The sequence below is a fragment of the Pseudomonas sp. GW821-FHT01E05 genome, from assembly GCF_059422425.1.
Genome location: NZ_JBWKWW010000003.1, coordinates 300,685 through 319,207, shown reverse-complemented (window position 1 = coordinate 319,207; position 18,523 = coordinate 300,685). Strand labels below are relative to the sequence as shown.

Here is an 18,523-nt window from a genome sequence, read left to right as displayed (position 1 = left end):
TGTCGGGGGATGAGGACTAATTATTGCCAGCTGGATTCAGGCTGACTTCAAGGCACGCTATGACGCGCTTCGTGAACGAGGCAAGAGCGCGGAAGTCGCGCTCATCACCTGTATGCGGGTACTGCTGATCAGGTGTGTGGGAGGGGCGGGGCGACGTTCGCTTGCTCACGATAGCGCCCGCTCAGGCGATGACTATTTTGATCTGTATTTCATTTAGGCCCAAGAATCTTCAGCAGTTTGTCCGGCGACGGCGCTCCTTGTTGCTGTTGCAATTCGCCCTTGTCGTCCATGTAAAAAATCGCCGGCGTTGCAGACAGCTCAAGATCTTCCATCAATTGCATGTTGGCGGCGAGCTTGGCCTGGATTGCAGCAGGGACGGTGGTCAGAGGTTTCAGCGCACTCTCTTTGCCGGCTTTCTCGTGGTCTTCCAGGGCTTTGCGCGGGTCTTTACTGGCCAACAGGGCGGCGGATTTTCCCGGGCTGTCTTCGCGGATGATGCCAACCATGATGTGTCGCAGCTGGACCTTGCCGGCTTTCACCCAAGGCCTGGCCTGTTCCCAGAACATGTTGCAGTAAGGGCAGTTCGGGTCGCTGAACAGGTAGACGATGCGCGGTGCATCCTTGCTGCCGTCGGCGATCCAGTTGCTGGCTTCCATCCTGGTCCAGACTTCTTTGGCCATCGGCGCGTAGACCAGCTTTTGCAGCGGCGCCTGGCTCAAGTCTTTGCCGTCGGCGTCGTACAGATTGCCGACCACCACATGCTTGCCATCCGGGGTCAGGTACAACGCCATGCCACGGTTCTGGTATTGCGCGGCATAGCCACGCAAGCCATCGGGGGCGTCGAAGCTGCCGATGATCTTTGCGCCTTTTTCTTCGATCTTGCGGATTGCTGCCGGCAGCTCCTCGGCCTGAAGCAGCGGGATTTGCAGCAGGGCTGCGCCCAGCGTCAGGGTCAGCAGGTTGCGGATGCGGGGCATGGCAGTTTCCTTGAGGGGGTGGCCTGCGTGGCCGAGGTCAAATTCGGGGTATCAAAACTTTCCAGCGCACGAGCCAGGCTGGCTTCCGACAACTCGCCCAAATGGCTGGCGAGCAGGCGACCGTCGGCGCTGTAGAACAGCGTCGTCGGCAACGCCATGGAGCCAACGGCCTGGCCTAGTCGGCCGCCGCCATCGAACAGTACGTTAGTCAGGCTCAGGCCTTGGGTCGCCAGGAAGGTGCTGACGCTTTGTATGCTTTCCGACTGGTTGACGAACAGAAAGGTCAGGTCCGGGCGTTGCTGCTGTGCGCGCTCCAGCACCGGCATTTCCCGCCGGCAGGGCGGGCACCAGGTGGCCCAAAGGTTGATCACCAATGGCCCACCGTGATAGTCGGTGAGTTGCACGGTTGCCCCAGCGGCATTGCGCAGGGCGACGTCGGGCAACCGGGTGCCTTGCTCGTAGAGGCTCAGGGACAGGCTTGCCAGCAGCCAGAACAGCAGGCCGGTGCCGACACTTGCGCCCAGTGGACGCCGAAGTGCTGGCCGTCGCCAGCACCAAGCCACTGCGCTGAGCAGCAGGACGATAACGCCAGGCCAGGCCAGGAAACCACCGTCGCGAAGATCGATGATCTGCCACGGGTCATCGCGGTAGTGGGTCCAGTAGACGAGAACGAACCCCACCCGGGCCGCCAACATCCCCAACAGAAACAGGCTGAACAGCACTGACTCGGGATTTTCACCACCACGCCTGGCGACTCGCCAACCGACCAGCATGGCCAGTGCCAGGGCACTGATCAGCAGCAGGTGATTGAGCGCGATAGCAAAAGTGCCGATAGTAAAAGTCAGCATCAACGGGTATCCCGGGTGATATTCCAGCGTTGCACAAAGCCAGCGGCATCGACTTCGCCAGTAATGCGCTGGCTGCGGCGTTCTTCGCCATCCGGGCCGATCCATAACAGGCTCGGTGGCCCCGGCACTTTATAACGGCTGAGCAGTTCGCGGCTGGCGGCGTTGTCGGCGGTGACGTCCAGGCGCAGTAGACGGACATCTTTCAGCGCTTGCAACACATGAGTCTTGGCAAATACCTGTTTTTCCATGATTTTGCACGACACACACCAGTCCGCGTAGTAATCGAGCAACACCCATTGGCCTTGCGCCTTGGCGGTGTTCAGTTCGTCTTGCAGGGCTGCGGGATTTTTGACGGTGATAAAGGCCTCATGTGGCGTCAGACCGGCGACACTGACAGAACGCGAAGGGCTATAGACCTGCAACGGTTTCCACAGGTCTTCGCTGCCGCCAGCGGCACCGATCAACAATACGCTGCCCCACAGCCCAAACAGCACCGAACTTGCGCCAAACACATGGGCTGCGCGGCCGTAGCCGCCGGTTTGCCGCCAGCCGGCATAGGCCATGACCAGCAACAACGCGCCCCACAAACCGATCCACAGCGACTCATCGAGCACCGGGCGAATCATCAGGATGGCGGTGCCAAGAAACAGGAAGCCGAAGATGCCCTTGAGCAGGTTCATCCAGGTTCCGGGCTTGGGCAGGAAGCGATTGCCGACGGTGACCAGCAGCAACAGCGGCACACCGATGCCCATGCCCATGGCGAACAGGATCAACCCGCCATGCAGCGCATTGCCGCTCTGGGCGATGTACAGCAAGGCACCGGCCAGTGGCGCGGTCATGCACGGCCCCACCAGCAGCCCGGACAAGGCACCCAGCACCCCGGCACCGACCAGGCTGCCACCGCGGCGCGTGCGCCCGACGTTCTCCAGACGATCACGCACCGCAACAGGCAATTGCAGTTCAAAGAAACCGAACATCGGCAAGGACAGCAGCACGAACACCGCGGCGAAACCGCCCAGCAACCACGGTTGCTGCAACAGCGCCGGCAGGTTTGCGCCAAGCATCGCTGCGAGAACACCCATCGCGGCGTACACCAGCGCCATGCTGACCACGTAACTGCCGGCAAGGGCAAAACCGCGTTTGGGACTGGCGCCACTGCCGACAATCAAACCGGCGAGAATCGGCAACATTGGCAGAGAACACGGGGTGAACGCCAGCAGCAGGCCCAGGCCGAAGAACACCAGCAAACTCCAGCCCAGCGCCCGTTGTTGCAGGCCGCTGGCAAGCGCTTGATCCGCTGCTTGCGTAGTGTTTGCCAGCGTCGTGCTGTTACCCAGATCGACGATCCCGGTTTGCGGCGGATAACACAAGCCGGCATCGGCGCAGCCCTGAAAACCGACCTTGATCTGGCCACTGGCTCCGGCCGGGATCCGCAGTTCCAGGCCCTGGCGATAGACCTGTTGTTCGCCGAAGAACTCATCGCTGTGGGCTTCGCCCTCAGGCATCGGCGGCTTTTGCGCGTCGGGTAGACCATCGAACTTCATGCGTTGCCGGTACAGGTAATAGCCGTCGGCAATTTGCCAAAAGAGTTGGGTTTCACCCGAAGCAAGTTTTTCAGAGGTGAATACGAAGGCTTTTCCAACTGGCAGAAAATCGGGTTTGGTCTCGAACGGATTCGGTCCCGCTTGAGCCAGGCCCGAGATAAGCATAAAAAAGAAAACAAACAATCGACGCATGAAATAAAGCCTTGGATCGGTGCAGTTGATGAGCACAATGGGTGTTGGCGATTAACCGGTGATTAACCCGTCTATCGTCGGGCTGTAGGACTGTTCCTGATGCTTGCCGGGCTCAGGGCATAATGTCCGCTTAATCCGGTACCGTCTTAATCAGCGCTTTTCTACAGGTCTCACCATGCACGTACTTGTCTGTGAAGATGATGAACTGATCGCCAGCGGTATTGTCGCCGGTCTCACGGCCCAGGGCCTGACGGTAGAACACGTCGCCACGGCGTCAGCTGCCCGGGCAATGCTGAAGGTAGCCGAGTTCGACGTCATGGTGCTTGACCTCGGCTTGCCGGACGAGGACGGCCTGAGGCTGTTGCAGCAGTTGCGCCATCAAGGGCTGGAGCTGCCGGTGCTGATCCTGACCGCACGCGACTCGGTGACTGACCGCGTCGACGGTTTACAGGCTGGCGCCGATGACTACCTGCTCAAACCGTTCGATCTGCGTGAGCTGGCCGCTCGCCTGCATACTCTGCTGCGTCGGGTGGCCGGGCGCAGCGTCAATCTGATCGAACATGGGCGCCTGACTTACAATCCCAGCAGCCGGGAGACCTTTCTGGCCGGCCAGCCGGTGGACCTGTCGCGGCGTGAACAATCGCTGTTGCAGGCGTTATTGCACAATCGTGGTCGGGTACTGTCCAGCGAGCAGTTGAAAGACAGCGTCTACGGCTTCAACGATGAATTGGAAAGCAACGCCCTTAACGTGCATATCCACCACCTGCGGCGCAAACTCGGCAATGGTATCGTCGAAACCGTACGCGGTCTGGGCTATCGCCTTGGGCCGGCGGACGGCGAGGAGCAATAGCCGTGATGAGTTTGCGTTTGCGCTTGAGCCTGACCCTCGGGGTAGCCTTCGCCCTGATCTGGGCCCTGGCTGCCGCCTGGATGCTCAGTGACCTGCGCAATCAGATGATGTTTTCCCTCGATCAGCGTCTGGTGGCCTCGGCACGTATGGTCGCCGGGCTGCTGGAACAACTGCCGGCGTTGCCGAGCAAAGGCGAGGGCACACATTTCAGTGCTGAACAACTTAATATCCCTGGGGGCATGGCCTGCCAGGTCAGCTCTTTGCGCGGCGAAATTCTCGCCCGTAGCCACAGTACCCCGGACCAAAAGCTGGAAGCCGAGAAGATGGGTTTCCATGACCAGATGATCGACGGCGCACGCTGGCGCAGTTTCACCCTGGCCAGAGGCGACTTGCGTATCACCACCGCGGACCGCCAGGTCGAGCGAGAGGCACTGAACCTCTCGGTGCTGCTGGCGGCGTCGGTACCAGTGGGCGTGGCGTTGATGGGCTGCCTGTGCCTGCTCTGGCTGGGCATCGGTCAGGGCCTGGCGCCGCTGAACCGCATGCGCGATGCCTTGATGCGGCGCAGTGCCGACTCCCTCGAACCCTTGCAGATCCAGCCGTTGCCCAGCGAGCTGCAACCCTTGCTCGATACCCAGAATCAGCTGTTGAAGCGGATCGGCAAAACCATCGAACGCGAGCGTCGCCTGACCGGCGATGCTGCCCACGAACTGCGCAGCCCGCTGACGGCGATCAAGACCCACCTGCAAGTGGCAAGAATGACCGAAGGCGCAGCACGGGAGCAGTCTTTGGTGCGGGCCGAAGAAGGTGCTGACCGTTTGCATCGAACCCTGGAGCAACTGTTGCTGCTGGCTCGGGTCGAAGGCCGCCTGTCGTTCGATGACGGGGTGCAGTGCAACGCCGAGCAGGTGGCGCGTCTGGCCATTCAGGATGCGGCCAGTGGCGATCGCCAGCGCATCCAGTTGCGTTTGCCGGATGATTTTTCTTCGGCACCGGTCCAAATGCCGTCCGTGCTGTCGATTGCCGCTTTGCGCAACCTGTTGGACAACGCTCTGCGGCACACCCCGGGCGATACTTCGGTCGAGCTGACGCTGGAAACCATCGGCAATCGCGTGCGTTTCCAGGTGCGCGACCATGGCCCGGGTATTGCGCAAGAAGACCTGCAACACCTGACCCAAAGGTTCTGGCGCAATAGCAAGAGCACCGGTTGCGGTCTTGGCCTTGCGATTGTTCAGGCGATTGTTCAGCGCTGCGGCTGCGTCCTGCATTTCGACAGCCGACCCGACGGCCTGCGGGTCGAACTGACCATGCCATTGCAGCCTGTTTAAGCGACACTGGCCTGTGTGGCTGATTCTGTTAGTCATTGATCTGTGCAGTACAGGGATCGCCTACCCGGATTACAGCTCCAGCTGATCTGCCTTGATCCCGAATGCCTGGGCAATTTTCTCCCGTGTGGCCCGGCGCGGTTTGTTCACTGCTTCCTGTTGCGCAAACGCCGGCTGTGAAATCCCCATGCGTTTTGCCACTTCTTCCTGGGTGAGGTTCAAGTGTTCACGCCAGGCGCGGATCGGGGTGGCGCCATCGACAATGCGGCTGACCACTTCGTGCGGGATCAGGTCGGCTTCGACTTGTTGAGCCTTGTATTGCTCATAGGGAATGACGACAAAGGCCGGTTTACCGTCCGGGCCGTTGATGATTTGTACGTCAGTAGGTGCGTTCGTCACGTTTTTTTACCTCTTGAATGCTGACGACCTGGATCATGCCGTCCCAGTCGAAAAGGACTCTGTAATTGCCCACTCGCTGACGGTATCCACGAGCGTGATTCGCTAGCGCCTTGACGTTGGTCACGTCGGGCATGCGTTTTAGCTCGGTGACAGCATCGCGGATGTGAACCTGGTGCTGGGTATGCAACCTCAGCAACTGCTTCACGGCTTTTCTGGTCCAGTTGATTTGATTCATGGGATGGTAATAAGTCTTTTATAAGGTTTGCAATGGGTTTTTATTTTTCTATAAGTGATCGGGACGAAAACGCTTGGCTTTCGCTGCACTCATGACAAACCCTAGGCGACTCCCGAAACTCGGCCGTCTCAAACTGTTGCTGCATGTGGACCGGGCTCGCTATCCTGCTGAGCCCGTTAATCGATCAACACACCGGCCGTACCTGAGCCGCCCCTGGGATGTATTTTGCTAACGGATCAGATGCGATGAATGCACAGTTGGATGAGTTCGGCCCGATCAAGGCCGTGATTTTCGATATGGACGGTTTGTTGCTGGACACCGAGGGGATCTACACCGAGGTCACGCAGATCATTGCCGACCGTTATGGCCGGACCTTCGACTGGAGCATCAAGCAGAACATCATCGGCCGTGGGGCAGGTGATCTGGCGCGGTATGTTGTCGAGGCGCTGGACTTGCCGATCACCGCCGAGGAGTTTCTGCGGGTGCGCGAGCCGTTGATGCGTGAGCGTTTTCCGCGTGCATTGGCGATGCCGGGCGCGCAGGAGCTGGTCCGACATTTGAAAGCCAATAACGTCCCGATTGCGGTGGGGACCAGCTCTTCGCGGCAATCTTTTGGACAGAAAACCACGTTGCACGGCGACTGGTTCGCGCTGTTCGACACCATCGTCACGGCGGACGATCCGCAAGTGGGCGCCGCCAAGCCGGCACCGGACATCTTCCTGACGGCTGCGCAACGGTTGGGGGTTGCACCGAAGGATTGCCTGGTGTTCGAAGATTCGCCATTTGGTGTCACGGCAGCAAAAGCTGCTGGCATGACGGCGATTGCAGTACCTGATGCGGCGATGGCGGACGCAAAGTTTGCCCATGCAGATGGGATTATTCGAACCTTGAAGGCGTTTCAGCCGGGGGCGTGTGGGTTGCCGGTGCTCGAATGGGCATGAGTTCTCGGTAGCCGCAGCCTGCGACAGCGGCTACCGAAGAGCCGGTAACATCTACATGGCAAAACGCCGGGCAACGTTACTACCGTTGCCCGGCGTTTTTTATGGCCGCGAATCAGGCGCCGAAGCCGCCGTCGATGGTCAGGCTGGCACCGGTGATGTAGCCGGCTTCCGGACTTGCCAGGTAGGCAACGAAGCTGGCGATTTCCTCGACCTTGCCGTAACGACCTACCGCCATCAGCGGGATCAGGCTATCGGCGAAATCACCGTGAGCCGGGTTCATGTCGGTGTCGACCGGGCCGGGCTGCACGTTGTTGATGGTGATACCCCGTGGGCCAAGGTCGCGGGCCAGGCCTTTGGTCAGTCCGACCAGCGCGGCTTTGCTCATCGCATACGGGCCACCACCGGCGAAGGGCATGCGATCAGCGTTGGTGCTGCCAATGTTGATGATGCGACCGCCTTCGGTCATGTGTCTGGCGGCTTCCTGAGTGGCGATGAACACGCTGCGCACGTTGATGGCCAGGGTTTGATCGAAGTCTTCCAGTTTGAAGTCTTCCAGCGGCGCGATAGCCAGCACGCCGGCATTGTTGACCAGGATGTCCAGCCTGCCGAAGGTTTCGACGGTACTGTTGACGGCGTTGCGGATGGCGACGGCGTCGGCGCTGTCAGCCTTGATGGCCAGGGCTTTGCCACCGGTGGAGGTGATGCTGTTCTGTAATTCTTCAGCCTTGGCAGCCGAGCTGACATAGGTGAAGGCAACGGCTGCGCCTTGAGCCGCCAGGCGTTTGACGATGGCGGCACCGATGCCGCGAGAGCCGCCCTGGATCAGGGCTACTTTACCGCTGAGGTTTTGAGTGGTCATGTCGTTCTCCAAAAGTTCAAGGCGGGCTGCCTTGTTGTTGGAGTCGAGTATCGACCTCGGATTACCGGCTGAGTAGAGGGTGATTGCTATAGTCTGTGTAAACCAAAAGTTTATAGTGGCGACCATGGAAACCTTCAGCAGTATCGAATGCTTCGTCCGTAGCGCAGAGGTCGGCAGCTTTGCCGAGGCTGCGCGGCGCTTGAGTCTGACCCCGGCTGCGGTGGGTAAAAGTGTCGCCAAGCTCGAGGCCCGGCTCGGTGTGCGATTGTTTCAGCGCAGTACCCGCAACCTGACTTTGACCGAGGCCGGCCAGCTGTTTCTCGGTGAGGTCAGTACCAGTCTTCAGACCATTCAAAACGCCGTGGCTAATCTGGCCAGCGCGCAAGGACGCCCGGCGGGGACACTGAAAGTCAGCATGGGCACGGCGTTCGGGCGGTTGTACATCGTGCCGTTGCTGGGGGAGTTTCTACGGCGCTTTCCGGCGATCAACCCGGACTGGCATTTTGATAACCGCCAGGTCGACCTGATCGGCCAAGGTTTCGATGCTGCGATTGGCGGTGGCTTTGAACTGCCGCAAGGGGTGGTAGCGCGCAAACTGACGCCGGCCCATAGGGTGCTGGTGGCCTCCGAGGATTATCTGAAGCGGCGCGAGGCGATTGTCGAACCAGATGACTTGCGCCATTGCGACGGAATTCTGATTCGCTCACCGCAAACCGGGCGCGTGCGCTCTTGGCAACTGACCAGTCGCACCCGGCAACACAGCCCATTGGCGCTTGCGGCGCGGATGACCATGAGCGATTCAGAAGCCGCCTGCGTCAGTGCCACGCAGGGTTTGGGTATCGCCTTGGTCAGCCTGCCATTCGCCGTGAACTACTTGAGCGCGGGTATCTTGCAGCGGGTGTTGCCAGATTGGTATGTCGACGACGGCAATATTTCGATCTATTACGCCGAGCATAAGTTGTTGCCGGGCAAGACCCGGGCGTTTGTCGACTTCATCATCGAGCAGTTTGCCGAGCAGCAATTGGGGCAGCGGTTTAGTGCCATCTAGGTTCGACTATGGACCGAGTCATCGTTCATCGCGAGCAAGCCCGCTCCCACACTAGATCAGCGTCGGGCACAAATTTTGTGCAAACAGAAAATCCAATGTGGGAGCGGGCTTGCTCGCGATGGCTGCGACTCGGTCTCAGAGCATGGCTCAGCGCCCAAACCGCCCTGGCCAACCAATAATGGTCTTCGGCCGAGGCGTGGCATAGGTCCGCACCTTGGACGTGGAAAGCCCCAATCGCACCAGCGATTCAGCAATGGTCACCGCCGCGCTCACCCCATCCACCACTGGCACGCCGGTACGCCGACGAATGTGTTCATCCAGCCCGGCCATACCGCCACAACCCAGACAGATCACTTCAGCCTTGTCCTCACTCACCGCCAACTCCGCCTGGCGGACGATGGCCTCCATAGCGCGCTCTGGGTCTTCTTCCAGTTCCAGCACCGCCAGGCCACTGGCTCGAACCGACGCGCAGCGTTCATAAAGGCCGGAAAGCTTGAGGCGGTCCTCGATCAGCGGCACGGTGCGGTCCAGTGTGGTGACCACCGAATAGGCGTGGCCAAGAAACATTGCGGTGCTCGCGCCTGCATCGGTGATGTCCACCACTGGCACGTTGAGCAACTCCTGCAGACCTTCACGGCCATGCTCCCCGTAGCCGGCCTGGATCACCGCGTCATAGGGTTGGTCGTATGACAGCACGCGGTCCATGACGGCGATCGCGGCCAGATAGCTTTCGAAATTGCCTTCGATGGACTCTGCGCCGAAAAAGGGCGTCAGACCGATGATTTCAGTGCCGGGCGAGGCCACAGCTTGCGCCTGTCTGGCGATGGCCTGGGTGATGGACTCGGTGGTGTTGACGTTGACCACAAGAATTCGCATGGGTTGTCCTTATAGCAGAGTCATTTGACGGCCCGGGTTGAACGGGCCGCACTGGAGTTAGTGGCTGACGTTATCAACCGCAATGGCTTCACCGCTGACATCCGCGTAGTGCGGTTGCCGCTTGGCGATGATCAGATAAAGAAGACCTGCGATACCGGCTCCAAACAGCCAGGAGAACGGCGATACGCTGGCAAAGCCCGGAACCAGTGCCAGGGTGATGGCAATCAGCGCCGCAGGAACAAAGGCTGCAACGGCCCGCAAATTCACACCGGCGCTGTAGTAATAAGCGCCCTTTGGATCTTCGCTGTAGAGCTCGGGCACATTGACCTGGCCTTTGCGCACCAGCCAGTAGTCGACCATGATCACCCCGTACAGCGGTCCCAATAGCGCGCCGAGCCCGGACAGGAAGTACACGATCACCAGCGGGCTGTTATAGAGATTCCACGGCAGGATCAGCACCGCAATGGTCGCGCTGATCAACCCGGCGCGGCGAAAGTTCAGGTACTTGGGCGCCAGGTTGCTGAGGACGAAGGCGGGGGCGACGAAGTTGGCCATGATGTTCACTGCCACGGTGACGATCAGGAATGCCAGGCAGCCGAGTACCAGAAAAAACGTATTGGGAATCGAGGCGATGATTTCGGTCGGGCTTTCGATGATCCGTCCGTTGATCTGGAACTGCGCACCGCAAAGCAGCACGGTGATGCTGGCGAACACCAGAATATTCACCGGAAGGCCCCAGAAGTTGCCGACCTTGATGGTCTTGCGGCACGGTGAAGATCGGGCGAAATCGCAGAAGTTGAGGATCAGCGTGCCGTAGATCGACAGCCACAAGGCGCCGCCGGCGAAAATGTTGCGCCACATCTGGGCCCCGGTCAGTGGTTCGCGGATCGACCAGGCGATGGTCGCATTGGCCTGGGTGTACATCCACGCCGCCAGGGCGGCGACGGTCAGCAGAATCACCGGCCCGGCAAACGCTTCATAGCGCCGAACCATCTCCATGCCGTAGGCGAGAATCGCCAGTTGCACGAACCAGATCGCCACGAAACATACCCAGCCCAGGCTCGACAACCCGAGGATCGAGTTGTGATCGTACTCGGCAAAGCCTGGGTGGACTGCGGTCAGCAGCACGCGAAACACCACGGAGGCAAGGTACGTCTGGATACCGAACCAGGCAATGGCGATGACGGCGCGGATCAGCGCCGGAATTTGTGCGCCATGGATACCGAAACTGATCCGGCTGATGACCGGGAATGGCACGCCGGTCTTCTGGCCCATGTAGCCGGACAGGTTCATGAAGAAGTACACCAGCGCCGCGCCAATCCCCAGCGACAGCAGAATTTGCCAACCGCCCAGGCCCAGGGCGTACAGGCCGATGGCGAAGGAGTAGTTGGCGATGTTGTGCACGTCATTGGTCCACAACGCAAAGATGCTGTAACGACCCCAGCGTCGGCCTTCGATTTTGGTGGGTGCCAGGTCCTTGTTGTGCAGTCGTGGGCTTAGGCTCAGCGGTGGCGTCGCTCCAAGTGTTTGACTGGTGTTGGATTGAGAGTGGTTGTGGGTGGAGGAGGGCAAATCCAGTGCGATGTTATTAGAGAGACTTGTACGCATTCCGGCAGGCTCCTGATCCCGGGTTGACGGTGACTGTGCATGAGCGCAAGGCTCGGCAATCTTCGCCGACGGTTCCGGGAATCACTGGGTTCTGGGCATCTGCAGCCTGACGGAGAATTAACCGTGGCAGGTGTGCGGATATAAAGTGTGTGTATGTTTTGAAGTTATTGTATACAAAACACAAGTCTTCTTAAGCCACTTCTATGCCAGATTTCTGTCTATGAATTCTGTGTTTAATTTCGTTTTTATATATTTTGAAGGTAAGTTACTGAAATAAAATCAATATTAATTGACCGATTGAACAGGTATTTATTTCTTGAGGGTGTCCAGGCTTGCACAGGCGAGCAGTAGCTCAGAAGGGAGGATGTAACTTTTTGGGGCGCTGACAGGTAAAGTGCACACGGAAATGGCACCTATGGTGACATTCTTGTACACATGTTCTTCGCGGGACAGGTCTTGACTGGCTGGACATCAAAAGATCGATGAACGCGGCCCGAGATTTCGCCAGCTCCTGCATTGGATGTGTGTACATCAACCAGGAGCTGCCGCAGGTTGCGATCTTTACGCTTTGCTGATGATATTCCCGGCGTGCAGCCCGCATTCTTTCTGCGTGGCTTCTTCCCACCACCAGCGGCCTTCGCGCTCGTGTTGGTTCGGCAGGACAGGGCGGGTGCACGGCTCGCAGCCGATGCTGATAAAACCGCGTTCGTGCAGGCTGTTGTAAGGCAGCTCAAGCATGCGGATGTAACCCCAGATCTCTTCGCTGGTCATTTGTGCCAGCGGGTTGAATTTGTAGAGGGTACGTTCAGGAGTGGAGAAGGCACTGTCGATTTCCAGCACGGCAACCTGGCTGCGGGTGCCGGGGCTCTGGTCGCGGCGTTGGCCGGTAGCCCAGGCGCTGACGGTGGAGAGTTTGCGGCGCAGTGGTTCGATCTTGCGGATGCCGCAGCATTCGCCATGACCATCCTTGTAGAAGCTGAACAGGCCTTTTTCCTTCACGAAGGGTTCAAGCTTGCTTTGATCCGGCGATACCAGCTCGATCTGGATCTTGTAGTGCTCGCGAACCTGCTCGATGAACCGGTAGGTTTCCGGATGCAGACGGCCGGTGTCCAGGCTGAAGACCTTGACGTTTTTGTTCAGCTTCCAGGCCATGTCCACCAGCACCACGTCTTCCGCGCCGCTGAAGGAAATCCACAAGTCGTCGCCGAACTGGGCGAAGGCCAGTTTAAGAATGTCCTGGGCGGACTTGTTGGCATAGGTTGCAGCGAGTTCAGCGACGTCGAATGATTGGCTCATCAGGGTGGTTTCCTACAGGTCGGTGGCGCTAAGCGCTCTATATACTGGCGATGGTAACAAAAACCTGTGGTGGCTGGCTCGCTCCTCTGCGTTGCGTCGGTCAGTGCGAGTCGCTAGAGTTCGGCTGTCCTTTTACTCGCCTCGACTCAATAATCAATACAAATGGGAGTGTCTTGTGGAAATTGCCTGTCTCGACCTGGAAGGTGTGCTGGTCCCGGAAATCTGGATCGCCTTTGCCGAAAAAACCGGTATTGAATCCCTCAAGGCAACCACTCGGGATATTCCCGATTACGACGTGCTGATGAAGCAGCGCCTGCGGATTCTTGATGAGCACGGCTTGAAGCTGTCCGATATCCAGGAAGTGATCGCGACCCTCAAGCCGCTGGACGGTGCCATTGAGTTCGTCAACTGGCTGCGCGAGCGGTTTCAGGTGGTGATTCTTTCGGACACTTTCTATGAGTTCTCCCAGCCGCTGATGCGTCAACTGGGTTTCCCGACGCTGCTTTGCCATCGGTTGATCACTGACGAAACGGATCGGGTAATCGGCTATCAACTGCGCCAGAAAGACCCCAAGCGCCAGTCGGTGCTGGCGTTCAAGAGCCTGTACTACCGAGTGATCGCGGCCGGTGATTCATACAACGACACCACGATGCTGGGCGAGGCCGACGCGGGGATTCTGTTTCATGCGCCGGAAAACGTGATTCGCGAGTTCCCGCAGTTTCCGGCAGTGCACACCTTTGCCGAGCTCAAGCAGGAGTTCTTGAAAGCTTCGAGTCGGGAGTTGAGCCTGTAATCGGATGGCAGGTGTTGAGTGTTGATCGTTCCCACGCTCCGCGTGGGAATGCCTCACTGGACGCTCTGCATCCGCTTCGACAGTGACGCAGAGCGTCACGAACTGCATTCCCACGCAGAGCATGGGAACGATCGACTGTCACAATCCCTGCAAGGTTTCCAGCAGCACCTTCACCTTGGTGATGGACTCCTGATATTCGGCCTGCCAGTCCGAGTCCGCGACGATTCCGCCACCGCCCCAGCAGCAGACTTGCTCATCCTTGACCAGCAAGCTGCGGATGGCGATAGAACTGTCCATTTCCCCGCGTACATCCAGATACAGCAACGAGCCGCAATATAACCCGCGCCGGGTCGGTTCCAGCTCGTCGATGATTTGCATCGCCCGGATTTTCGGTGCGCCGGTGATCGAGCCGCCGGGGAAACTGCCGGCGATCAGGTCCAGGGCATCTTTATCATCCGCCAACTCGCCGGTGACGCTGCTGACCAGGTGATGTACGTTCGGGTAGCTTTCCAGGCTGAACAACTCTGGCACCCGCACCGAGCCGATACGGCAGGTGCGGCCCAGATCGTTGCGCAGCAGGTCGACGATCATCAGGTTTTCCGCACGATCCTTGGCGCTGGCCAGCAGCTCGGTGGCATTGGCCGCGTCTTCAAAAGCGTCCTTGCCGCGCGGCCGGGTGCCTTTGATCGGACGGGTTTCCACGTGGCCGTCACTGACTTTCACGAAGCGTTCTGGAGACAGGCTCAGCACCGCGCCGCCGTCGGGCAGGCTCTGGAAACCGGAGAAGGGCGTCGGGCACGCTGCCCGCAGCGCGCAGTACGCCGTCCACGGGTCGCCCTGGCATCGCGCGCGGAAGCGTTGGGCAAAGTTGACCTGATAACAGTCGCCGGCCTGAATGTAATGCTGGATGCGCAGGAAAGCTTGCTGATAGTCGCCGGGACTGAGGTCAGGGCTCATCGGACCGTTTAGCGTGAAGGCTTCGGGTGTCGAGTGCGCTGGCTGGCTGAACAGCTCGATCAGGCGCTGACGTTCGGTATCGGCCAGGCTTGGGTGAAACACCAGTTGACTGGTGCCCGACAAGTGATCGCTGATCAGCGCCCAGTTGTACAGACCCAGGTGCGCATCGGGTAACCGCAAGTCATCGCGGGCCTGGTTCGGCAGGGTTTCCAGATGGCGGCCAAAGTCGTAGCTGAGGTAGCCGATCAGGCCGCCGACGAAGGGCAGTTGATACGGTTGCGGCAGCGCAGCGTTGCCAAGGCGGGTCAGGTTGTTTCGTAGCCGTTGCAGGAAATGGGCACCGCTTTCGTCCGGTAATACTGTTAGCTGCTCCAGCGGCCAGGCACTGAGCAGGTCATAGCGTCCGCGTTCGGCGCTCGGGCGACCGCTGTCGAGCAGCACGGCGCCGGGGGCATGCCGAATCGCCGCGAAATACTCGGCGGGGTTGGCGCGATAAGGGAGCGGGTGTACGGAGCAGGTCAACATGCGGGGCAGATCAGTCATCGGTGCGCGGCTGGCGATTGTAGTCCCCTGCAGGATTTGCTCCTAGAGGGGATGTCGGGGATGGCACTTTTTACGCCGCAAGAACGCTGTAGCCGCGTCCTTCGGCAGCGCCTACAGGGTTGCGGTCACGGGGTGTATTCCCTGACCTTGTGTGAGGAGTGCTCGTTGTGCGCTTCAACCGCTGGTACATGTCCGAACAGTTGTTGAGCAAAGCGCACACGTTCCTCCGGCGTTTCCTTGATGCCTCTGGCCTTGAGTTCTTCCAGGCGCGCTTCCACGGCATGGGTGCGCAGGGTCAGGCCGCAATCGTTGGCAATCTGGATGTTCAGGCCGGGGCGGGCGTTGAGTTCGAGAATCAACGGGCCTTTTTCCTGGTCCAGCACCATATCGACGCCGATATAGCCCAGTCCGCAGAGTTCATGGCAACCGGCCGCCAGCTTCATGAAGCCGTCCCAATAAGGCAGCTGCACGCCGTCCACCGCATTGTTGGTGTCCGGGTGTTTGGCGATGATGCTGTTCAGCCAGGTACCGCGCAGGGTCAGGCCGGTGGCCATGTCGACACCGACGCCGATGGCGCCCTGGTGCAGGTTGGCCTTGCCATTCGACTGACGGGTTGGCAAGCGCAACATGGCCATCACCGGATAGCCCATCAGTACGATGACGCGGATATCGGGCACGCCTTCGTAGCTGATACTTTTGAAGATCTGGTCCGGGGTTACGCGGTATTCGATCAATGCCCGATCACGATGACCGCCCAGGGAATACAGGCCAGTCAGAATGCTGGAAATCTGATGTTCGATTTCCTCATGGGTGATGATTTTCCCGGACACCGTGCGATAGCGGCCCTCGAAGCGGTCGGCGATCACCAGGATGCCGTCACCGCCAGCCCCCTGGGCCGGCTTGATGACGAAGTCGCTGCGCCCGCCGATGATCTCGTCGAGCTTGTCGATTTCCTTTTCGGTGGAGATCACTCCGTACATTTCCGGCACCTGAATGCCGGCCTTGATCGCACGTTCCTTGGTGATGATTTTGTCATCGACAATCGGGTACAGGCTGCGCTTGTTGTACTTGAGCACGTAGTCTGCGTTACGCCGATTGATCCCCATGACACCCCGGGCTTGCAGGGCCTTCCAGGTCTTCCAGAGGCCAAACATTACGAATCAGCCTTGAGGAAGGCTTTGAACCGCACCAGCTCGGTGAGGCGGTAGCCACGATAGCGCCCCATGGCCAGCATGAAGCCCACCATAATGAACAGAATCGCCGGGAAGGTGAACACGAAGTAGATCAGCTCCGGCACGCTCATGATCAGGTGTGCCAGGGAGGCGGCGAACAGCGTACCAATGGCGACTTTCATCGCATGGCCGGCACCACGCTCTTCCCAGGTGATCGACAGGCGTTCGATGGTCATGGTCAGAATCACCATCGGGAACAACGCTACCGACAGGCCGCGTTCCAGACCCAGTTTGTGGCTGAAGAGGCTGATCGCAGCGATCAGCACCACGACAAAGGTCAGTACCACCGACAGCCTGGGCAGCATTTGCAGTTTCAAGTGTTCAAGGTACGAGCGTAGCGACAAGCCCAGCGCGGTGATGATGGTGAACAGCACGATACCGAAGCCCAGCTGCGTCTCGCGAAAGGCCAGGGCAATCAGTACCGGGGTGAATGTGCCCAGGGTCTGCAGGCCGATCAGGTTGCGCAGGATCAGAATTACCAGCACGCCGATCGGGATCATCACCATGACCATGAACGTCTGCTGGGTTTGCAGCGGCAGACCGTAGAGCGAATATCCGAGGAAGTTGGCGTCGGAGTTTTCGTCGGTCAGCTTGGCCAGGCGTATGGCGTTCATTTCGCTGTTGTTCATGCTGAAGGTGACGGTGGCTTTCTTGCCGCCATCGACGGTAATCAGGTTGTCATCACCGGTCCACCACAGCAGGCGGTCGGTGGGCAGGCCTTGCTCGCCGGTATCCGGGTTGAAGTACAGCCAGTCGGTGCCGTTGAAGCTGCGCAGCCACAGTTCCGGAGTTTGCGGCTGGTCCGCCACCAGGCGAATGGTGTGGACTTTTTCCATCGGTACATGGGCGATAGACAGCAACAGCTCGACGATCTTTGCCTTGTGCGGCGTCGACGGATCGCCACCCAGCAGCAGTTTGACGTTGTCGTCATTGAGGTTGTTGACACGTTTGATGGCTTCGCCGATGAAGGTTTCGACGTCCGCCGAGTGCTGGCGAATCGGGGCGAGCAGGGCTTCAGCAGCGATTTTTTCCGGGCCTTCGACCGGGATACTGTCGCGGAAAGTCGGGCCTTTGATCTTGGATTTTTCACCGCTGTAGCGCTTGGTCAGCACCAGACGGTAGTAGAGGGTCTGATTGCCCTTGGCGCGACGGGCGGACCAGGTGACCTTGCGGTTGCCGTCGACGCGGTTGACGGCCACACCGTAGTTATTGGAGATAAAGCTCTCGTTGAGGCTGACATAGTCGCGGCTCAGTGGTGGCACGAACATCTGAATCTTGATCGGGTCCTTGGCACTGGCGACGAACTGAACCTTGGCGTCGATGTTCCACAAGTCGTCGGTGGCGTCTTCGGTCACGGGAATGCCGAGCACGAAAATCTGGTAGGCCGTGACTGAAATACCCAGCACCACCAGGATGGCGATCAGGATTTTCAGATGGAGGGTAAGAGCGCGCATTGAAATTACTCTGCGGTATGAGCGTCGGCGGCGCAGGCGGGTTTGCCAGCAGCGTATTTGAGACTGGGGTCGACCAGCGCATCAAAGCGCTTGAGCGCTTCGGATCCGATCAAAAGCGGGTATTGGAATGCACTTCGGTCGGTCAGGTTAACTTCAATACTGCGCAAAGCGCTGCCCATGCAGATATCCAGGGCAATCACCGGGCGGGCGGTGTAGGTCTTGTCTTCATAGGGATCGTAGTCGCCCGCGCGGCGCTTGATCTTGCTGACCCGCGCCAGTGGACGTTCAATCGGGTGTGAGTGGGCGGTGTCAATGGCCAGGTAGAAGCGTACCCAGGACTCGCCGTTACGTTTGAAACGTTTGATATCGCGAGCACTGAGGGAGGCGGTTTTGGCGCCTGTGTCGAGTTTGGCCGCGACTTCCAGATCGATCCCGGCAAGCTTTGCGTATTCATTCAGGCCATAAACGGTTTTCTCGGCGGCAGCGCTCACACCGGGCAGGCAGAGTAGGCAAAGCAATGTAGGGAAGGGCTTGAGTCTCATAAAT

Annotated in this window: 18 protein-coding genes; 5 read left to right on the top strand and 13 right to left on the bottom strand. The window is 59.2% G+C overall.

What is annotated here, in order from left to right; translation table 11 throughout:
* Positions 1–209: 209 nt before the first annotated feature.
* From dsbG to dsbD, 3 genes are read right to left on the bottom strand one after another with little or no spacing between them, the layout of a single operon-like run.
* Positions 210–977, bottom strand: coding sequence for a thiol:disulfide interchange protein DsbG (dsbG, locus tag AC07W5_RS07995; RefSeq protein ID WP_495023149.1), 768 nt, complete (start codon positions 975–977; stop codon positions 210–212).
* Complete coding sequence (locus tag AC07W5_RS07990) at positions 953–1,825, bottom strand: TlpA family protein disulfide reductase (RefSeq protein WP_495023148.1); 873 nt, start codon at positions 1,823–1,825, stop codon at positions 953–955. Before AC07W5_RS07990 ends, dsbG begins: the two co-directional genes overlap by 25 nt.
* A complete protein-coding gene (gene dsbD / locus AC07W5_RS07985) occupies positions 1,825–3,561 on the bottom strand; it encodes a protein-disulfide reductase DsbD (RefSeq protein WP_495023147.1) in 1,737 nt (578 codons plus the stop codon). The genes AC07W5_RS07990 and dsbD overlap by 1 nt, the downstream gene beginning before the upstream one ends.
* A 175-nt stretch (positions 3,562–3,736) precedes the next feature.
* Between dsbD and AC07W5_RS07980 the strand changes: the two genes are divergently transcribed.
* Complete coding sequence (locus tag AC07W5_RS07980; RefSeq protein WP_494992415.1) at positions 3,737–4,411, top strand: response regulator; 675 nt, start codon at positions 3,737–3,739, stop codon at positions 4,409–4,411.
* Between the two features lie 2 nt (positions 4,412–4,413).
* Positions 4,414–5,739: an ATP-binding protein gene (locus AC07W5_RS07975; RefSeq protein ID WP_495010623.1), complete on the top strand. Its 1,326-nt coding sequence runs from the start codon at positions 4,414–4,416 to the stop codon at positions 5,737–5,739.
* Positions 5,740–5,808: 69 nt separating this feature from the next.
* On the opposite strand, the gene AC07W5_RS07970 is transcribed toward AC07W5_RS07975, so the two are convergent.
* Both AC07W5_RS07970 and AC07W5_RS07965 read right to left on the bottom strand, forming a co-directional pair.
* On the bottom strand, positions 5,809–6,135 hold the full coding sequence (locus tag AC07W5_RS07970; protein WP_494992413.1) for a helix-turn-helix domain-containing protein: 327 nt from the start codon (positions 6,133–6,135) through the stop codon (positions 5,809–5,811).
* A complete protein-coding gene (locus AC07W5_RS07965) occupies positions 6,116–6,370 on the bottom strand; it encodes a type II toxin-antitoxin system RelE family toxin (protein ID WP_494992412.1) in 255 nt (84 codons plus the stop codon). The genes AC07W5_RS07970 and AC07W5_RS07965 overlap by 20 nt, the downstream gene beginning before the upstream one ends.
* A 245-nt stretch (positions 6,371–6,615) precedes the next feature.
* On the opposite strand from AC07W5_RS07965, the gene AC07W5_RS07960 reads away from it, so the two are divergent.
* Positions 6,616–7,311, top strand: a complete 696-nt coding sequence (locus AC07W5_RS07960) for an HAD-IA family hydrolase (RefSeq protein ID WP_494992411.1) — start codon at positions 6,616–6,618, stop codon at positions 7,309–7,311.
* A gap of 112 nt (positions 7,312–7,423) precedes the next feature.
* Here AC07W5_RS07960 and AC07W5_RS07955 read toward each other — a convergent pair whose 3' ends face one another.
* The gene (locus tag AC07W5_RS07955) at positions 7,424–8,170 is read right to left on the bottom strand and encodes a 3-oxoacyl-ACP reductase family protein (protein ID WP_495010622.1); all 747 of its coding nucleotides are present in this window, start codon (positions 8,168–8,170) and stop codon (positions 7,424–7,426) included.
* A 124-nt stretch (positions 8,171–8,294) separates the two neighbouring features.
* On the opposite strand from AC07W5_RS07955, the gene AC07W5_RS07950 reads away from it, so the two are divergent.
* Entirely contained in the window at positions 8,295–9,218 is a 924-nt protein-coding gene (locus tag AC07W5_RS07950; RefSeq protein WP_495023146.1) for a LysR family transcriptional regulator, read from the top strand.
* A gap of 147 nt (positions 9,219–9,365) precedes the next feature.
* On the opposite strand, the gene AC07W5_RS07945 is transcribed toward AC07W5_RS07950, so the two are convergent.
* The 3 genes from AC07W5_RS07945 to AC07W5_RS07935 form a co-directional block, all read right to left on the bottom strand.
* Complete coding sequence (locus AC07W5_RS07945; protein ID WP_494992408.1) at positions 9,366–10,094, bottom strand: aspartate/glutamate racemase family protein; 729 nt, start codon at positions 10,092–10,094, stop codon at positions 9,366–9,368.
* A gap of 57 nt (positions 10,095–10,151) precedes the next feature.
* The gene (locus tag AC07W5_RS07940) at positions 10,152–11,702 is read right to left on the bottom strand and encodes an NCS1 family nucleobase:cation symporter-1 (RefSeq protein ID WP_495023145.1); all 1,551 of its coding nucleotides are present in this window, start codon (positions 11,700–11,702) and stop codon (positions 10,152–10,154) included.
* A gap of 561 nt (positions 11,703–12,263) precedes the next feature.
* Positions 12,264–12,998 carry a phosphoadenylyl-sulfate reductase gene (locus AC07W5_RS07935; RefSeq protein WP_494992406.1) on the bottom strand — a complete coding sequence of 245 codons (735 nt, stop codon included), beginning with the start codon at positions 12,996–12,998 and terminating at the stop codon, positions 12,264–12,266.
* A 175-nt stretch (positions 12,999–13,173) separates the two neighbouring features.
* On the opposite strand from AC07W5_RS07935, the gene thrH reads away from it, so the two are divergent.
* The gene (thrH, locus tag AC07W5_RS07930; protein WP_495010620.1) at positions 13,174–13,791 is read left to right on the top strand and encodes a bifunctional phosphoserine phosphatase/homoserine phosphotransferase ThrH; all 618 of its coding nucleotides are present in this window, start codon (positions 13,174–13,176) and stop codon (positions 13,789–13,791) included.
* A 138-nt stretch (positions 13,792–13,929) separates the two neighbouring features.
* Here thrH and pabB read toward each other — a convergent pair whose 3' ends face one another.
* The 4 genes from pabB to rloA all read right to left on the bottom strand — a co-directional run bounded on the left by pabB (position 13,930) and on the right by rloA (position 18,519).
* On the bottom strand, positions 13,930–15,273 hold the full coding sequence (pabB, locus tag AC07W5_RS07925; RefSeq protein WP_494992478.1) for an aminodeoxychorismate synthase component I: 1,344 nt from the start codon (positions 15,271–15,273) through the stop codon (positions 13,930–13,932).
* A 143-nt stretch (positions 15,274–15,416) separates the two neighbouring features.
* Positions 15,417–16,445 carry an alpha-L-glutamate ligase-like protein gene (locus tag AC07W5_RS07920; protein WP_494992404.1) on the bottom strand — a complete coding sequence of 343 codons (1,029 nt, stop codon included), beginning with the start codon at positions 16,443–16,445 and terminating at the stop codon, positions 15,417–15,419.
* Complete coding sequence (rloB, locus tag AC07W5_RS07915) at positions 16,445–17,977, bottom strand: osmotic stress tolerance membrane protein RloB (RefSeq protein ID WP_494992403.1); 1,533 nt, start codon at positions 17,975–17,977, stop codon at positions 16,445–16,447. Before rloB ends, AC07W5_RS07920 begins: the two co-directional genes overlap by 1 nt.
* Before the next feature lie 5 nt (positions 17,978–17,982).
* Positions 17,983–18,519, bottom strand: coding sequence for a retropepsin-like aspartic peptidase RloA (rloA, locus tag AC07W5_RS07910; protein WP_494992402.1), 537 nt, complete (start codon positions 18,517–18,519; stop codon positions 17,983–17,985).
* Positions 18,520–18,523 lie beyond the last annotated feature (4 nt).